The sequence below is a fragment of the Streptomyces sp. NPDC007983 genome (assembly GCF_042958345.1).
Classification (GTDB): Bacteria; Actinomycetota; Actinomycetes; order Streptomycetales; family Streptomycetaceae; genus Streptomyces.
Map to the genome: position 1 here is coordinate 110,330 of NZ_JBIBJI010000013.1, position 15,134 is coordinate 125,463.

Below are 15,134 nucleotides of genomic sequence, written 5' to 3' on the forward strand. Positions count from 1 at the left end.
CCGAAAACGCGCTCACTGCGGGGAATCGGAGACCATTCAGTGGGGAGAATGTGAAAAAGGTCAGGCGGCCAGTCGCGTGAACGCCGTTCGCGAGTCTGAGCATGCGCCTCGTAAGGCCTCTGTGTCCAGAGGGTGTCCGGCAGTTCACCAAGAGAAATATCGGGCAACATGGATGAACGGCCCTGAAGAAGGCGGAAGCGCGCGGGGGTGCTGTGGAGGCCGTGGCGGGATTCGAACCCACGTAACTCGCTTTGCAGGCGAGCCCCTGAACCACTCGGGCACACGGCCAATGTCGTGCTCGTGCTTATGACCATAGGGAGCGGTTCAGGGGGGATCAACGGTTCGGCCGCCGCTGCCATACGACTGACATACGCCGTTCACAACCACCGTCCCAGGGGAGCCGTTACGGGCGGCCCGGGCCGTGCGGGTGCTCCAGGAAGTCCTCCACCACCGGGCCGAACAGCTCCGGTTCGTCCACCCAGGGGTAGTGGCCCACGCCGTGCAGCGGCCGGGCGCGCCCGGCCGGGAACGACTCCGCGACCAGCTCCCCGGCCCGTACCCCGGTCACCGCGTCCCGGTCCCCGGTGATCACCAGCACCGGGCACGGCACCTCGCGCAGCCGCGCCAGCACCGCGCGGCGGCCCGCCTCGTCCACGCCCTGCCAGAAGCCCGCGCGCGGCACCGGGTTCAGCTGCTCGCCCTCGCCCGCCGCATGCGCCCGCTGCGGTTCGTCCCAGCGGCCGTACGCCATCGGGGCGGCCCGCAGCAGCAGCTCCCGCACCTCGGCGAGGTCGGTGGTGTCCGGCAGCATCTGGATCGCCACGTACGCGTCCTGCCACCACGGCTCGTCGGCGCGCGATTCGAAGATCTCCCGGGCGTCATCGGGCAGTTCGCCCTGCATCCGGGCGCCCGGGCAGACCAGGACCAGATGGGTCAGGCGCTCCGGATGGGCCGCCGCGTACGCCTGCGCCGTGGCCGCCGCCGCGTCATGGGCGAGCAGTGCGAAGCGGGTGAGCCCGAGGTGGCGGCGCAGCGCCTCCAGGTCCTCGGCGAGACTCGGGAACGCGTAGCCGCTGGGGTCGGCGACGGGTGGCGAGTCCCCGGTGCCGCGGCTGTCGGGGATGACCAGGGTGCGGTGGGCGTCGAGGCCGCCGAGGTCCCCCAGGTACGCGGCGTTCCGCCCCGGGCCGCCCGCGAGGCAGATCAGCGGGGGCCGCGCGGACCCGTCGCGGGCCTCCAGGACGCGGTAGGCCAGCTCCGTTTGGTCGTACGACGTGTAGTGCGGCATAGGGCCAGCCTGCCTGATCAGAGGGGCGTCGGCGATGTGGCCGCGGAGATCGGGGGCAACGGGAGGGGGTGGGAGGGGCACGGTGACTCAAAAGCGCCGGGAGGGGGGATGTTCCGTTCCCCAAAACGCGCTTATGGATACCCTCTATGATGTCCGTGTGTTCGATTCCCGGCACATCAGGACGTTCCACGAGGTGGTCCGCGCCGGTTCCTACTCGGCCGCCGCCCGCGAGCTGGGCTATACCCAGCCGGCCATCACCCAGCAGATGAAGGCCCTCGAACGCACCGTCGGCAGCCCGCTGTTCATCCGCGTCGGCCGCGGCATGCGGCTCACCGAGGCGGGCGAGACGCTCGCCCGGCACGCCGACACCATCCTCTCCTCCATCTCCGCCGCCCAGGCGCAGATGAACGCCATCACCCGGCTGCGCGCCGGACGGGTGCGGGTGTGCGCCTTCCCCAGCGCCAACGCCACCCTCATCCCCGAGGCCATGGCCCGCCTCGCCGCCGCCCACCCCGGGGTGCGGGTCGACCTGCTGGAGGGCGAGCCGCCGGACTCCCTCGACCGCGTCGTACGCGGCGAATGCGACATCACCCTGGCCTTCACCTATCCCGGGCTGCGCGAGGAGACGCCCCCCGAACTCGTCGAGATCCCGCTGATGGAGGACCAGCTGACGGTCCTGCTGCCGACCGGGCATCCGCTGGCCCGGCGGCGCGCGGTCAAGCTCGGCGAGCTGAGCGGGGAGCGGTGGATCGCCGGATGCCTGCGCTGCCGCGCCAACTTCCTGCACGAATGCGCCGAGCAGGGCTTCGCGCCCGACATCGCCTTCACCACCGATGACAACCTGGTGGTGCAGAGCATGGTCGCGTCCGGGCTCGGCGTCGCGATGATGCCGGGCCTGGTGCTGTCGTTCCTGTGCCACCAGAGGGTCACCGGGCGCGCCCTCGACCCGGCGTCGCGGCGCCATGTCTCCGCGTACGTACTGCGGGAGCACCTGGAGATCCCGGCGACGGCGCGGGTGCTGGAGGAGCTGAAGACCGTGGCCGCGAACCGGATCGGCTGCTGACGGCCCGCCGGGCGCCGTGCCCAAGGGTCCAGATATAAGCGGAGGTTGGCCCCCGGCCAACAATCTGTCGTTGGACGTGATGGACGGTCCGTCCGCACGCTGCCGATATGACCACCGCGTATCCGTCCTCTCGTGTCACGGCCCCCCTCGGCGCTTTCGTCGACGGCGTCCGCGAGGCCGTCGGACGCGGCCTGCCGCCCGATGTGACCGCCTACCTGGTGGGGGAGCGCCTCGCCCCCTTCCTCGGCGCGCCCGATCTGCTCACCCCAGCCCAGCGCGAGGGCGACCCGGACGGCTACCGCCAGCACGTCCTGCACGCCGAACCCGACGGCAGCTTCTCCGTCGTCGCCCTGGTGTGGCTGCCCGGTCAGCGCACCGCCGTCCATGACCACGTGTCCTGGTGCGTCACCGGCGTCCACGAGGGCGAGGAGCACGAGCGGCGCTACCGCCTCGTCCCCGACGGCGCGGCCTCCCGGCTGGTCGCCGTGGAGGACGTGATCAACCCGCGGGGCGCGGTCTGCGGCTTCGCTCCGCCCGGCGATATCCACAGGGTGTGGAACGCCTGCGGCACGAAGGCGATCTCGATCCACGTCTACGGCGCGGACATCGTGCGGCTCGGCAGCAGCGTACGACGGGTGTACGAGGCCCCCGTGGCGGACGGGCTGTGACCGGGTCCCGGCGCGCGGACGCAGCCGAGGTGACGGCATGGCGGTGACCGGGGCGCGAGCTCTGACCGGGGCGCGCGGTCCGTCCACCGCGGCGCCTCCCCGGCCCCGGATGCCCGCCGCCGCGTACGGGCTCGGGCTGGCCGCCTGCGGGGTCGCGGTCGCATGGGGCGTGCACCGGGCCGTACCCGCCGTGCCCCTGCTCACCGCCGCCGTCGTGCTCGGCATCGGCGCCGCGCATCTGCCCGGCACCCGGGGGCTCGTACGGGGCCGCTGCCGGGCCGGGCTCACCCTCGCCGGGAAGCGGCTGATGCGGCTCGGCATCGTGCTGCTCGGCCTGAAACTCAGCCTGGACGACGTCCTCGGCCTCGGCTGGGCCACCGTCGCGATGGTGTTCTGCGTGGTCGCCGCCACCTTCGGCGGCACCTGGTGGCTCGGGCGCCGGATGGGGCTGCGCGGCGACCAGCCGCTGCTGATCGCCACCGGCTACTCGATCTGCGGCGCGTCCGCGATCGGCGCGGTCGGCGAGGTATCCGACAGCGACGAACAGGACGTGGCCACCTCCGTCGCGCTCGTGACGCTGTGCGGCACGCTCGCCATCGCCGTCCTGCCCCTGCTCCAGCAGCCCCTGGGCCTCGGCGACGTGCCGTTCGGCCGCTGGGTGGGCGCGAGCGTCCACGACGTGGGCCAGGTCGTGGCGGCCGCGCAAACGGCCGGGCCCGCGGCGCTGAAGGAAGCGGTGCTGGTCAAGCTGATGCGGGTGGCGCTGCTCGCCCCGCTCGTCGCCGCGCTCGCCGTGTCCGTACGGGCCCGGGCGGGAGCCCGCCGCACCACGGCGGCCCGGCGGCCCCCGCTGGTGCCGCTCTTCGTGGCCGGGTTCCTCTACATGGTCGCGCTGCGCAGCACCGGCCTGCTGCCCGCCGCCGCGCTGGACACCGCCGCCACCGGTCAGGAACTCCTGCTCGCCGCCGCCCTCTTCGGCCTCGGCAGCGCGGTCCACCTCCCCTCCCTCACCCGCACCGGCGCCCGGGTCGCGGCGCTGGGCCTGTGCGCCTGGGTGGTGATCGCGGGCGTCTCGTACGCGGGCGTGCTGCTCACCACCTGACGCACGGCCTGACGCACGGCCTGACCCACGGCCTGACGCACGGCCTGACCCACGGCCTACGTCCGACGGCCGAGGCGGATCACGACTTCCGGCAGGTGTCACACCGTGCCACGGCTCTTACGCTGACCGGCATGACCGCTCTCGACCCGCCTGACGCCGGCCTCGGCACCCCCTCGCGCACGGCCGAGCCGGACACCGACCCCGCATCGGACCGCACGGGCGACACCATCCTCGGCCGCCGCCACCGCGCGCTGACCCTCGGCATCGTCACCGTCGTCTCCCTCATCGCCTTCGAGGCGAGCGCGGTCAACACCGCCATGCCGATCGCGGCCCGCGCCCTGGACGGCGTCGAGCTGTACGCGTACGCCTTCTCCGCCTACTTCACCGCGAGCCTCTTCGCGATGGCGCTGTCGGGGGAGTGGTGCGACCGCAAGGGCCCGCTCACGCCGCTGTTCAGCGGCATCGTGGCGTTCGGCGCGGGGCTGCTGATCGCGGGGACGGCGCAGCGGATGTGGATGTTCGTGGGCGGCCGGGCCGTCCAGGGCATCGGCGGCGGCCTGGTGATCGTCGCCCTGTACGTCGTCGTCGGCCGGGCCTATCCGCCGCGGCTGCAGCCCGCCGTGCTGGCCTCCTTCTCCGCCGCGTGGGTGCTGCCGGTCATCGTCGGCCCGCTCATCGCCGGGACGATCACCGAACAGGCCGGGTGGCGCTGGGTGTTCCTGTCCATCCCGGTGCTGGTGCTGCCGCCGCTCGCGGTGATGCTCTCGGCCCTGCGCACCCTGCCGCCCGGCGGCCGCTCCCCGGCCATGAACGGCCGCCGGATCCTCCTCGCGCTGGCCGTCGCCTGCGGTGCCGGGCTGCTCCAGTACGCGGCCCAGGACCTGGCCTGGTACTCCCTCCTCCCGGCCGCCGCCGGGCTCGCGCTGCTCGTCCCGTGCGTGCTGCGCCTGCTCCCCGCGGGCACCTTCCGCGCCGCCCGCGGGCTGCCGTCGGTGGTGCTGCTGCGCGGGGTCGCCGCGGGCGCCTTCCTGGGCGCGGAGAGCTTCGTCCCGCTGATGCTGGTCACCCAGCGCGGCCTGTCCCCGACCGCCGCCGGGCTCACCCTCGCGGGCGGAGGGCTGACCTGGGCGCTCGGCTCGTACACCCAGAGCCGGGCCCGGCTGGAGCCGTACCGGGAGCGGCTGATGGGTCTGGGCATGCTGCTGATCGCCGCGGCCATCGCCCTGGTGCCGCTGGCGCTCGCCGGCTCCGTACCGGTGTGGACCGTCGCCGTCGCCTGGACGGTCGGCGGCTACGGGATGGGGGTGACCATCTCCAGCGCCAGCGTCCTGATGCTGAAGCTGTCCGGACCCGACGACGCGGGCAGCAACTCCTCCTCGCTCCAGGTTTCCGACGCGCTCGGCAACATCACCCTGGTCGGGCTGAGCGGCGTCCTCTTCGTCGCCTTCGGCGGCGCCGCGATCGCCCCCGCCCACCCCACGGCCGCCGCCCCGGCCGTCCCCTCCTCCCACCCCGCCGCCTTCGCCGCCGTGTACGCGGCGATGGCGACCGTGGCCCTGGTCGGCGCCTGGGTGACCACCCGCCTGCGGCCGGGGCCCGTGAAGCGGTAGTACCGAGTGGTACCGCGCGGTATCATGGGCCCCATGGCTGCCTTGAATGTGCGTTTCACGGACGACGAACTCGATGCCCTGCGTCGGCGCGCCGAGGAGGAGGGCCGGAGCATGCAGTCGTTCGCGCACGATGCGGTGATCGCGGCGATCAACGAGCACTCCCGGCTGTTCAACGAGGCCGCGGCCCATGTGCTGAAGGTCAGCGAAGAGCTGAACCGGAGGCTCGCCTGATGCACTACCTCACCTTGCCCGAGCTGCTGAACCTCGCTGAGCGTCTCGGGGCGGATGAGGTGCGCGACTACGGTCTGCTGGAGTCCGCGCTGGCACGTCCGCAGGCGAGCGTGTTCGGGCAGGACGCTTACCCGGACCTCTGGCAGAAGGCGGCCGCGCTGATGGAGTCGCTGGCCCGCAACCACGCCCTCGTGGACGGCAACAAGCGCCTCTCGTGGTACGCGACCTGGGTCTTCCTCCACGTCAACGGACACCCGCTCAGCGCGGACTTCGACGTCGACGAGGCGGAGCGGTTCGTGCTCGGCGTTTGCCAGGGCGAGCTGGACGTACCCAAGATCGCGGAGGGGCTGCCCGGCTTCGCGGTCCAGATGTGAGCCTGATCCCACCCGCGGGTGGGATCGGGGCGTACCCCCGGAGCATGAAGCACGGCACCGGTAGGCTGACGCGGTTCCCGATCGACCCCGCCGAGCCAGCCTGACGGAGACCGTGAGTACTACTGCCGCCTCCACCAGCCATCACCTCTCGCCCGCCTTCCCCGGACGGGCGCCCTGGGGTACCGCGAGCAAGCTGCGCGCCTGGCAGCAGGGCGCGTTGGACAAGTACATCGAGGAGCAGCCGCGGGACTTCCTCGCGGTCGCGACCCCCGGCGCCGGTAAGACGACGTTCGCGCTGACGCTCGCCTCCTGGCTGATGCACCACCACGTCGTGCAGCAGATCACCGTGGTCGCGCCCACCGAGCACCTGAAGAAGCAGTGGGCGGAGGCCGCGGCCCGCATCGGCATCAAGCTGGACCCGGAGTACAGCGCGGGCCCGCTGAGCCGCGAGTACCACGGCATCGCCATCACCTACGCGGGCGTCGGCGTGCGGCCCATGCTGCACCGCAACCGGATCGAGCAGCGAAAGACGCTCGTCATCCTCGACGAGATCCATCACGCCGGTGACTCCCGCTCCTGGGGCGAGGCCTGCCTGGAGGCGTTCGAGCCCGCGACCCGGCGGCTCGCGCTCACCGGCACGCCCTTCCGGTCGGACACCAACCCCATCCCCTTCGTCACCTACGAAGAGGGCAACGACGGCATCCGCCGCTCCTCCGCCGACTACACGTACGGCTACGGCAACGCGCTGAACGACGGCGTCGTGCGGCCCGTCATCTTCCTCTCCTACAGCGGCAACATGCGCTGGCGGACGAAGGCGGGCGACGAGATCGAGGCGCGGCTCGGCGAGCCGATGACCAAGGACGCGGTCTCGCAGGCGTGGCGCACCGCGCTCGACCCGCGCGGCGAGTGGATGCCGAACGTGCTGCGCGCAGCCGACCACCGGCTGTCCGAGGTCCGCAAGGCGATCCCGGACGCGGGCGCCCTCGTCATCGCCTCCGACCAGGACTCGGCGCGCGCGTACGCCAAGCTGCTCCGCGAGATCACCGGCACCAAGGCCACCCTGGTGCTGTCCGACGAGGCCGCCGCCTCGCAGCGCATCGAGGACTTCAGCAACTCCGACGACCGCTGGATGGTCGCGGTCCGCATGGTGTCGGAGGGCGTGGACGTGCCGCGCCTCGCGGTCGGGGTGTACGCGACGACCATCTCGACGCCGCTGTTCTTCGCCCAGGCCGTGGGCCGTTTCGTACGGTCGCGGCGGCGCGGCGAGACCGCGTCCGTCTTCCTGCCCACCATCCCGAACCTGCTCGGCTTCGCCAACGAGATGGAGGTCGAGCGCGACCACGTCCTCGACAAGCCGAAGAAGGAAGGCGAGGAGGAGAACCCGTACGCGGAGGAGGAGAAGCTCCTCGAAGAGGCCGAGAAGCAGCAGGACGAGGACACCGGCGAGCAGGACGCGCTGCCCTTCGAGGCGCTGGAGTCGGACGCGGTCTTCGACCGGGTGCTGTACGACGGCGCCGAGTTCGGCATGCAGGCGCACCCGGGCAGCGAGGAGGAGCAGGACTACCTCGGCATCCCCGGGCTCCTCGAACCCGACCAGGTGCAGATGCTGCTCCAGAAGCGGCAGGCCAAGCAGATCGCGCACAGCCGCAAGAAGCCGGACGCGGAGGCGGACCTGCTGGAGATGCCCGCCGAGCGACGGCCTGTGGTCACCCACAAGGAGCTGCTGGAGCTGCGGAAGCAGCTCAACACGCTGGTGGGGGCGTACGTCCACCAGAGCGGCAAACCGCATGGCGTGATCCACACCGAGCTGCGCCGGGTCTGCGGCGGGCCGCCGAGCGCGGAGGCGACGGCGGGGCAGATCCGCGAGCGCATCAAGAAGGTGCAGGAGTGGGCCACCCGGATGCGGTGACACCGTGATGCCGTCGGTGACGGCGCGCATGCCGTGTTGTGTGCGGTGAGCGAGGGATCTGCTCGGATTCTGGACAACTACTTCCGCTGAGCGGACCCGCTCGCTACCGTTCGTGCACGCACACGCCCCGTGGCAGCGTCGCCGCGGAGTGCAGCCGGTGCGTACCACCGCGACCGGCGGAGCACCTTCGCGGGGAGCCGCCACTCATCACCGAGGAGGGGGCGTCGTGACCGCGGAGACCTCACAGACCCTCGACCGGGGACTGCGTGTCCTGAAACTGCTCGCCGACACCGACCACGGGCTGACCGTGACCGAGCTGTCCACCAAGCTCGGCGTCAACCGCACCGTCGTCTACCGGCTGCTGGCCACTCTCGAACAGCACTCCCTGGTCCGCCGGGACATCGGCGGCCGGGCGCGGGTCGGGCTCGGGGTGCTGCAGCTCGGCCGCCAGGTGCATCCGCTGGTGCGGGAGGCGGCGCTGCCCGCGCTGCGGTCCCTCGCCGAGGACATCGGCGCCACCGCCCATCTCACCCTGGTCGACGGCACCGAGGCGCTCGCCGTCGCCGTCGTCGAGCCGACCTGGACCGACTACCACGTCGCCTACCGGCCCGGTTTCCGGCATCCGCTGGACCGGGGCGCCGCCGGGCGCGCGATCCTCGCCGCCCGCGCGGGCCGCCCCGACGACCCCGGGTACGCGCTCACCCACGGTGAGCTGGAGGCCGGCGCGAGCGGCGCGGCCGCCCCGCTGGTCGGGGTGACCGGGATCGAGGGCAGCGTGGGCGTGGTGATGCTGTGCGACGCGGTGCCGGAGCGGGTCGGCCCGCGGGTGGTGGACGCGGCACGGGAGGTCGCGGACGCCCTGCGGTGACGAACGTCCTGCGCTAGCCACTGACCCCGGCTGACCAGGGCGGCGCGTCATCCGTCCCGCCGGTCAACTAAATTCACTCCTATGCCTGCCGTCTCCCCCCGCGCTCTCTCCCCCCGCGCCCGGATCATCGCCGTGTGCGCCGCGCTCGTCATCGTCCTGTTCGCGGTCGCCGCGCTCGCGCCCCTGCCGTTCACCGTGGCCCAGCCGGGCTCGACGGTGAACGTCCTCGGCGCGAACGGCGGCAAGCAGGTGATCACCATCTCGGGAAGCGGCACCCGTAAGACCAAGGGCCAGCTGCGGATGACGACGATCGCGGCGACCGGACCGGAGGCCACCGTCCGGCTGGGCGACGTGGTCAGCGGCTGGTTCCGCACCGACCGCGCCGTGCTGCCGCGCGAGGCGGTGTACGTGGGCGACACGACCAAGGAGATCGAGCGGCACAACGCCGACCAGATGCGGGAGTCGCAGAACACGGCCACCAGCGCCGCCCTCGGCTACCTCCACAAGTCGCCCCGCGACATCAAGGTGACGCTGCGCCTCGCGGACGTGGGCGGGCCCAGCGCCGGGCTGCTGTTCTCCCTCGGCATCGTCAACAAGCTGGACGGCGACGGCCGCGGCGGCGACCTCACCGGCGGCCGCACCATCGCGGGCACCGGCACGATCGACGCCCACGGCAAGGTGGGCGCGGTGGGCGGTGTTCCGCTCAAGACCCAGGCCGCCAAGCGGGACGGCGCGACGGTCTTCCTGGTCCCCAAGGCGGAGTGCGGGGACGCCAAGGCCGAGCAGCCGAAGGGACTGCGGCTGGTCCCCGTCACAACCCTCGACGGCGCCGTGCGGGCCCTGCAGAACCTCCAGTCGGGCGGCGCGGTCCCGCACTGCTGAACCCCGTGGTCCTGTCACGCGCCCATTGACGCACGCCACTGGCCCCGCGACAGGTGGCACACCCCGTCGGGCGTGATGCGGACGCGTGCGCCGAGCAGCGGCAGCCCACCCTCGGCGTTGAGCCGGTTCCGTACGCGTTCCAGGGCGTCCCAGAGGCGGCGCGGGCCGCTCTGGTGGACGGTCGGGGGTTCGCTGTCCTCGGCGGAGGCGCGGGTCCAGGACCCGTCGGGGTGCACCAGGTACGCCGTTCTCGTCCGCCCGTCCGTCGCATAGTCGAGTTCGACGCCGGGTGTGGTCACCTCCAGCAGGGACCGCACCTCCCAGGCGTTCGCGACGTCCACCACCGGATAGCGTCCGGTGCTGATCACCTCGCCGTCCGTCTCGCGGGCGAGGGCGAACAGCTCGGCGTGGGCGGGCGGGTGGTGGATGCCCGACCGGGTGGGCATGAAGCCCGCCATGTCCCGTTCCACGTGCCCCACCACGTCTCCGTCGCGGTGCTTCCACCCGGTGACGATCAGGGACGTACGGGCGAGGGTCGTCGCGATCCGCCCGCCCGGAGCGAGCGCGCCGACCACGGCCCGGAGCCCCGGACCGGGAGTGAGCGCGACCGTGGAGACGATGCGGTCGTACGAGCCGGGCACCGCCTCGGCGGCGTCCGCCACGATCATCGTCGGGTGGTGGCCCATGGCCGCGAGTCGCTCGCCCGCCGCGCTGACGACGTACGGGTCCACGTCCAGGCTCGTCACCCGCCGGTCCCCGAGCCGCAGACAGGCGTACGCGGCGAGCCCGCCCGCCCCGGTGCCCAGGTCCAGCAGGGACAGCCCGTCGCCGAGCCGGCCGTGCCGCAGCATCCGTACGGCCAGGCCGGGCGGGGTGGCGGACGAGGTGGGCTGTCCCTCCGGCCGCTCCCCGGGTTCGGCATGGTCCGCGTGCAGCGCGCCGACCCTCGTGACCAGCGCGCGGTCCGCGTACGCGATGTCCGCCCACACCTCCGGATTGCCCGGGCCGTCACGGAGCACCCACCGTCCCGCCTCGTCGCGGTCCCACCACCGGGGAACCAGCTCGTGCCGGGGCACCCGCGCCACGGGGGCGAGCCATCGGGAGTCCGGATCGGTCACCTGGTCGGCGAGCCGTTCCGCGCATCGCACCCAGTCCATGCTGTTCGGCCTTTCCGTCCTGTCATTCATCGCTGGCATCGCTGGCATCGCTGCCATCGGGGGAGTCGCGGGCGCCCGGAGGGGCCATACGGAGAGCGTGTACCGGCACTCGGTGTCGGGGACGACGACCGACAGCGGCTCACCGCCCTCGATCCGCGCCCGCGCGGCGCGCTGCGCGCCGGGCTCCTCGATCTCCTCGGCCCACACGCGGAGTTCGGCGGGGCCGTCGGGTACGGGGACACGTACCTTCCGCATCGTCCGTCGCACCCAGGCGGAGCGGGCCGGGTCGGGGTCGAGCCGGTCCGCGATGTGCAGCGCCGTGTCACGCAGCCACCGCAGGGCGCGGGCGGGGGATACGGTCCGGCAGGTCCCGAGGACGTACGGCATCTCGCGATCGGTGCCGTACACCAGCCCCACGGCGAGCGCCTGGCACCAGTAGACCCCGGGCTCGCCCGTCACAGCAGCTCCCCCCGGCTCCGCGCGTTCCGGCGGGCGGTCTCGGCGCGCAGGCGCTGTTCCGGTGTCACCGGTCGCGTGCTCCCGGGGACGACGGTCCACTCCGTCCCGCCCGTCACGGGCCGCAGATACCACAGCCCGAACCACTCGCCCCGGAACTCACCGACCCGGTCCTGTAAGACGTCCACCAAGAGCGTGCCGAGGGCGGGGACTGATGGGGGTTCCTGCCGTTTCACGACCACATCCACTCCTCTCCGTAGCGAATCCACTACCAAGGGGGGTCAGCGTGGCCTAGAGTCGGAATGTCCTTCAACGTGTCAAGACAGGACGAAAGGTCGGTGTCGACCCCTTTGAACATCAAGGAGTTGCACCCGGACAGCTCTCCGCAAGCTGCCTTTGGGGCGCGTCTGCGCAAGTTACGTATCGAGCGCGGCTGGACGCAGGACGAGTTGGGCGACCGGATGGGGTATTCGAGTACGCACATATCGTCCGTGGAAACCGGTCGCAAAATGCCGACCTCGCGTCTCGCGCGGCGCGCGGATCAGGCGCTGGGGAGCGGCGACATATTCGAACGCGAGTGGCGCGAGATCCGGCACGGGGTGCTGCTGGAAGGCTTCCCCGAGTACCTCGAGTACGAGGGCTACGCGGCGGAGATCCGGCTGTACGAGGTCGGCGTGATGCCCGGTCTGCTCCAGACGCCGGAGTACGCGACGGTATTGGCCCAGAGCGCTCTGCGGCGGGGCGCGATCACGCCGGAGCAGGCAGAGGAACGAGTCGCCCTCGTGACGGAGCGACAGGCGACCTTGATCCGGACGCCTCCACCGCTGGTGCTGGTGGTGCTGGACGAAAGCTGCCTCCGTCGGCCCGTCGGTGAGCCCGCCGTCATGGACGCCCAGTTGGCACGGCTGATCGAGTTCGCGGAGCTGCCGAACACCGTGCTCCAGGTGGCCCCGTTCACGATGGGGGCCCGGCGACCGTTCGACCTGTCCATCACCATGCTGACCCTGCCGGACCGCTCGCTCATGTCGTACGCCGAGTCCGCCCAACAGGGCCATCTCGACCGTGAAATCACCTCTGTGGTGCCCATACTGACGGCCTACCATCAGCTACAGGCAGAAGCGCTCTCCCAGGCGGAATCTGTGGCCATGATCAGTCAGTTGCGAAAGGGCACCCCGTGACGACCGAAACCCCGCGTTGGTTCACGTCCTCGTACAGCAATAACGGCGGTCAGTGCGTCGAGGTCGCCGCCAACCTTGCCGCTTCGCGCGGCGTGGTTCCCGTCCGTGACTCGAAGAACCCGGGCGGGCCGGTGCTGGGCTTCCCGGTGGAGGCGTTCTCGTCGTTCGTGGCGAGCGTCAAGGCCGGAGACCTCGGCACCGTCTGAGCACCCGGCACGCGCTCGGCCGGGGCCGTTCCCCGGCCGAGCGCGCGTGGATGGTCAGACCGGTTGCCAGTCGAGGATCGATTTGTACGACGACTCGATACCGGCCGCCGCGATGAGGGACGACGGGATCTGGTCCGGGTCGGCGATGTTGTGGTTCTTCTGGATCAGGACGCCCTTGTCGTCGTAGTCGGCCGGGCCGTTCGGCCAGTAGTTGCCCTCGATGTCCGTCGGGTCGTACGTCCCGTCGCCCAGGGTGTAGTTCCCGTGCTTGCTGCCCCACGGGGTGACGTTCACGTTCCACACCGCGTTGCCGAGGATGGACACGTAGGTGGCGCCGTTGTCGGTGTACAGGACGTGGCCGCCCGAGGTGTTGAGCTGATCGTGGACGACGTTTCCGGTGACGTGTTCACCGGTCGCCATCGACGTGCCGGTGATGCCGTTGGTGTAGACGGCGCCGCCGTCGTCGAGCAGTGACATGTGCTGGTAGATCAGGTTGTTCGAGATGGTGTTGTTGTTGGAGTAGTTCGGCTGCGCGGGGAGCTTCACCTTGTCGGGCCAGCCGCCCCAGCCGATGGAGATCGCCGTGTAGGGCACGTGGTCGATCTGGTTGTGGGTGATGGCCGACGTCTCGATGTACCCGGCGTCGATCGCGACCCCGCCGTGGTATTCGGCGGCGATGTCGTAGAAGTGGCTGTCCTTCACGGTGATGCCGCTGGTGCGCTGCGCCGTGGCGGTGGGCTGGGGAATGTCGACGCCGCCGAGGTCGAGGCCGTTGCCGGAGATGTCGGTGAACACGCACGCGGTGACGGTGGCGTTCTGCGAGCCGTTGCCCAGGTCCAGCCCGGCCGCGCCGAGATGGACGAAGTAGTCGTGATCGAAGTGGATGTTCCGGTCGTAGGTGAAGCGCACCGCCGCGGGCATCTTGGTCCAGCTGCCGTACGGGCAGGTACCGTCCGCCACGAAGTCGCACAGCCCCTGGGTGGCGTAACCGTTCGTCCCGGTGACCTGGTAGGTGGCCTGGATCTCGGAGAAGCCCGTGCCGGTGTTGGGCACCCTGTAGTTGGCGTAGCTGAACTGGATGCCCTGGAAGCCGATACGGCTCGGTATGTCGGACGCCTTGCCCGAACTCGCCATCAGGGTGTCCAGCGACGGGGCCTCGATGTCCGCCGTGGTCGGGTCCTCCCCGGAGCGGGGGATGTAGTAGAACCGGTGCTCGGACTTGTCCAGGTAGAACTCACCTGCCTTGTCGAGCAGTTCGTAGGCGTTCTCCACCGCGGTGGGCGACTCCGTGATCGACTTGCGGCCGACCAGGTTGACGGTGCGGCCGGAGTCGTCGGTGCGCATGACCCGCCGGGTGGAGTTGTTCCAGCAGGGCTGGGCCATGGTGATGGCGGTGCCGGTGACGGAGGCGACGGGGCAGCGCGGCTCGGTCCACGCCCCGAGACCGCCCCGGTAGACGAACTCGATCGCCGGCGGGTTGCGCCATCCGGCCATCGGGTCGCCGGACGCCGTGGTGTACCCCGCCGCCGTCTGGGTGACCTTGACGGGGAGCGCACCGGTCGCCCGCTGGGCGCGTACGCCGTTGACATACAACTGCCGGGTGTCCAGATCGGCCGGGGCCGGGGCGGACCAGGCTTTACCGCCGGCGGCGCCGCTCTTGGCCCATCCGGTGATCCGGACGCCGCCGCTGATGACCGGGGACTGTCCGGACGCCGCCTTCCACCAGACGGTCCCGGCCGTGCCGCCGCCGGAATCCGCGGCGGTGAAGGCCAGCGTTTTGGTGAGCCGGTAGACGCCGCCCGCCAAGGTCACGGTGACCGGGCCGGAGGTCGACTTGTCGATGGCCCGTACCGCGGTCTGCGCCTTGGTGAGCGTACGGAACGGCTCGGCGGCGCTGGTGCCCGCGTTGCTGTCGCTGCCGGTGGGCGAGACGAAGTACGCGACGGCGTCCGCCGCCCGCGCCTGCTCGGTCAGTCCCCCGGCGGGCAGGAGCACGCATACGAGCGCCGCCATCACCCACCAAGGTCGGATGACTAATCGTCTCGATCCTGTGTCTCTCATGGAGCACACCCCTTGATGTGTGGGAAATATGCACGGAAAGTAGGGGTGAGCGCATGAAGGGTCAATACTCGCCACAGCAAT

At 71.5% G+C, this 15,134-nt stretch carries 15 protein-coding genes and 1 tRNA gene; 11 read left to right on the plus strand and 5 right to left on the minus strand.

Going from position 1 to position 15,134, the window contains the following annotated elements:
* Nucleotides 1-213: 213 nt before the first annotated feature.
* A tRNA-Cys gene (locus ACFZCY_RS31865) sits at nucleotides 214-288 on the minus strand.
* A gap of 115 nt (nucleotides 289-403) precedes the next feature.
* A complete protein-coding gene (locus ACFZCY_RS31870; RefSeq protein WP_391181005.1) occupies nucleotides 404-1,288 on the minus strand; it encodes an alpha/beta fold hydrolase in 885 nt (294 codons plus the stop codon).
* A 157-nt stretch (nucleotides 1,289-1,445) separates the two neighbouring features.
* Here ACFZCY_RS31870 and ACFZCY_RS31875 point away from each other — a divergent pair, with 157 nt between their 5' ends.
* The 9 genes from ACFZCY_RS31875 (at nucleotide 1,446) to ACFZCY_RS31915 (ending at nucleotide 9,995) form a co-directional block, all read left to right on the plus strand.
* Nucleotides 1,446-2,351 (plus strand): LysR substrate-binding domain-containing protein, encoded by a 906-nt coding sequence (locus ACFZCY_RS31875; protein WP_391181007.1) that lies wholly within the window; start codon nucleotides 1,446-1,448, stop codon nucleotides 2,349-2,351.
* A gap of 107 nt (nucleotides 2,352-2,458) precedes the next feature.
* The gene (locus ACFZCY_RS31880; RefSeq protein WP_391181011.1) at nucleotides 2,459-3,019 is read left to right on the plus strand and encodes a cysteine dioxygenase; all 561 of its coding nucleotides are present in this window, start codon (nucleotides 2,459-2,461) and stop codon (nucleotides 3,017-3,019) included.
* 37 nt (nucleotides 3,020-3,056) lie between these two features.
* On the plus strand, nucleotides 3,057-4,121 hold the full coding sequence (locus ACFZCY_RS31885) for a putative sulfate exporter family transporter (protein ID WP_391181013.1): 1,065 nt from the start codon (nucleotides 3,057-3,059) through the stop codon (nucleotides 4,119-4,121).
* A gap of 131 nt (nucleotides 4,122-4,252) precedes the next feature.
* The gene (locus ACFZCY_RS31890; RefSeq protein WP_391181016.1) at nucleotides 4,253-5,731 is read left to right on the plus strand and encodes an MFS transporter; all 1,479 of its coding nucleotides are present in this window, start codon (nucleotides 4,253-4,255) and stop codon (nucleotides 5,729-5,731) included.
* 33 nt (nucleotides 5,732-5,764) lie between these two features.
* A complete protein-coding gene (locus ACFZCY_RS31895) occupies nucleotides 5,765-5,962 on the plus strand; it encodes a hypothetical protein (RefSeq protein WP_391181018.1) in 198 nt (65 codons plus the stop codon).
* Nucleotides 5,962-6,336, plus strand: a complete 375-nt coding sequence (locus ACFZCY_RS31900; protein ID WP_391181020.1) for a type II toxin-antitoxin system death-on-curing family toxin — start codon at nucleotides 5,962-5,964, stop codon at nucleotides 6,334-6,336. Before ACFZCY_RS31895 ends, ACFZCY_RS31900 begins: the two co-directional genes overlap by 1 nt.
* Nucleotides 6,337-6,448: 112 nt before the next feature.
* Nucleotides 6,449-8,245, plus strand: a complete 1,797-nt coding sequence (locus ACFZCY_RS31905) for a DEAD/DEAH box helicase family protein (protein WP_391181023.1) — start codon at nucleotides 6,449-6,451, stop codon at nucleotides 8,243-8,245.
* A gap of 226 nt (nucleotides 8,246-8,471) precedes the next feature.
* A complete protein-coding gene (locus tag ACFZCY_RS31910) occupies nucleotides 8,472-9,113 on the plus strand; it encodes a helix-turn-helix domain-containing protein (RefSeq protein WP_361487424.1) in 642 nt (213 codons plus the stop codon).
* A gap of 81 nt (nucleotides 9,114-9,194) precedes the next feature.
* Complete coding sequence (locus ACFZCY_RS31915) at nucleotides 9,195-9,995, plus strand: S16 family serine protease (protein ID WP_391181025.1); 801 nt, start codon at nucleotides 9,195-9,197, stop codon at nucleotides 9,993-9,995.
* A 14-nt stretch (nucleotides 9,996-10,009) separates the two neighbouring features.
* Here ACFZCY_RS31915 and ACFZCY_RS31920 read toward each other — a convergent pair whose 3' ends face one another.
* Together ACFZCY_RS31920 and ACFZCY_RS31925 are read right to left on the minus strand one after the other, a co-directional pair.
* Entirely contained in the window at nucleotides 10,010-11,611 is a 1,602-nt protein-coding gene (locus ACFZCY_RS31920; protein WP_391181027.1) for a methyltransferase domain-containing protein, read from the minus strand.
* Nucleotides 11,608-11,796: a hypothetical protein gene (locus ACFZCY_RS31925; protein WP_391181029.1), complete on the minus strand. Its 189-nt coding sequence runs from the start codon at nucleotides 11,794-11,796 to the stop codon at nucleotides 11,608-11,610. Before ACFZCY_RS31925 ends, ACFZCY_RS31920 begins: the two co-directional genes overlap by 4 nt.
* A gap of 162 nt (nucleotides 11,797-11,958) precedes the next feature.
* Between ACFZCY_RS31925 and ACFZCY_RS31930 the strand changes: the two genes are divergently transcribed.
* Nucleotides 11,959-12,786 (plus strand): Scr1 family TA system antitoxin-like transcriptional regulator, encoded by an 828-nt coding sequence (locus ACFZCY_RS31930; protein WP_391181312.1) that lies wholly within the window; start codon nucleotides 11,959-11,961, stop codon nucleotides 12,784-12,786.
* The gene (locus ACFZCY_RS31935; RefSeq protein WP_361487435.1) at nucleotides 12,783-12,992 is read left to right on the plus strand and encodes a DUF397 domain-containing protein; all 210 of its coding nucleotides are present in this window, start codon (nucleotides 12,783-12,785) and stop codon (nucleotides 12,990-12,992) included. The genes ACFZCY_RS31930 and ACFZCY_RS31935 overlap by 4 nt, the downstream gene beginning before the upstream one ends.
* Nucleotides 12,993-13,046: 54 nt before the next feature.
* On the opposite strand, the gene ACFZCY_RS31940 is transcribed toward ACFZCY_RS31935, so the two are convergent.
* On the minus strand, nucleotides 13,047-15,005 hold the full coding sequence (locus tag ACFZCY_RS31940; protein WP_391181033.1) for a right-handed parallel beta-helix repeat-containing protein: 1,959 nt from the start codon (nucleotides 15,003-15,005) through the stop codon (nucleotides 13,047-13,049).
* Nucleotides 15,006-15,134 lie beyond the last annotated feature (129 nt).

Excerpts from the sequence above, each read along its gene's own strand:
- ACFZCY_RS31870 (WP_391181005.1), bottom strand. The coding sequence starts at position 1,288 with ATGCCGCACTACACGTCGTACGACCAAACGGAGCTGGCCTACCGCGTC.
- ACFZCY_RS31880 (WP_391181011.1), top strand. The coding sequence starts at position 2,459 with ATGACCACCGCGTATCCGTCCTCTCGTGTCACGGCCCCCCTCGGCGCT.
- ACFZCY_RS31885 (WP_391181013.1), top strand. The coding sequence starts at position 3,057 with ATGGCGGTGACCGGGGCGCGAGCTCTGACCGGGGCGCGCGGTCCGTCC.
- ACFZCY_RS31890 (WP_391181016.1), top strand. The coding sequence starts at position 4,253 with ATGACCGCTCTCGACCCGCCTGACGCCGGCCTCGGCACCCCCTCGCGC.
- ACFZCY_RS31895 (WP_391181018.1), top strand. The coding sequence starts at position 5,765 with ATGGCTGCCTTGAATGTGCGTTTCACGGACGACGAACTCGATGCCCTG.
- ACFZCY_RS31900 (WP_391181020.1), top strand. The coding sequence starts at position 5,962 with ATGCACTACCTCACCTTGCCCGAGCTGCTGAACCTCGCTGAGCGTCTC.
- ACFZCY_RS31915 (WP_391181025.1), top strand. The coding sequence starts at position 9,195 with ATGCCTGCCGTCTCCCCCCGCGCTCTCTCCCCCCGCGCCCGGATCATC.
- ACFZCY_RS31940 (WP_391181033.1), bottom strand. The coding sequence starts at position 15,005 with ATGGCGGCGCTCGTATGCGTGCTCCTGCCCGCCGGGGGACTGACCGAG.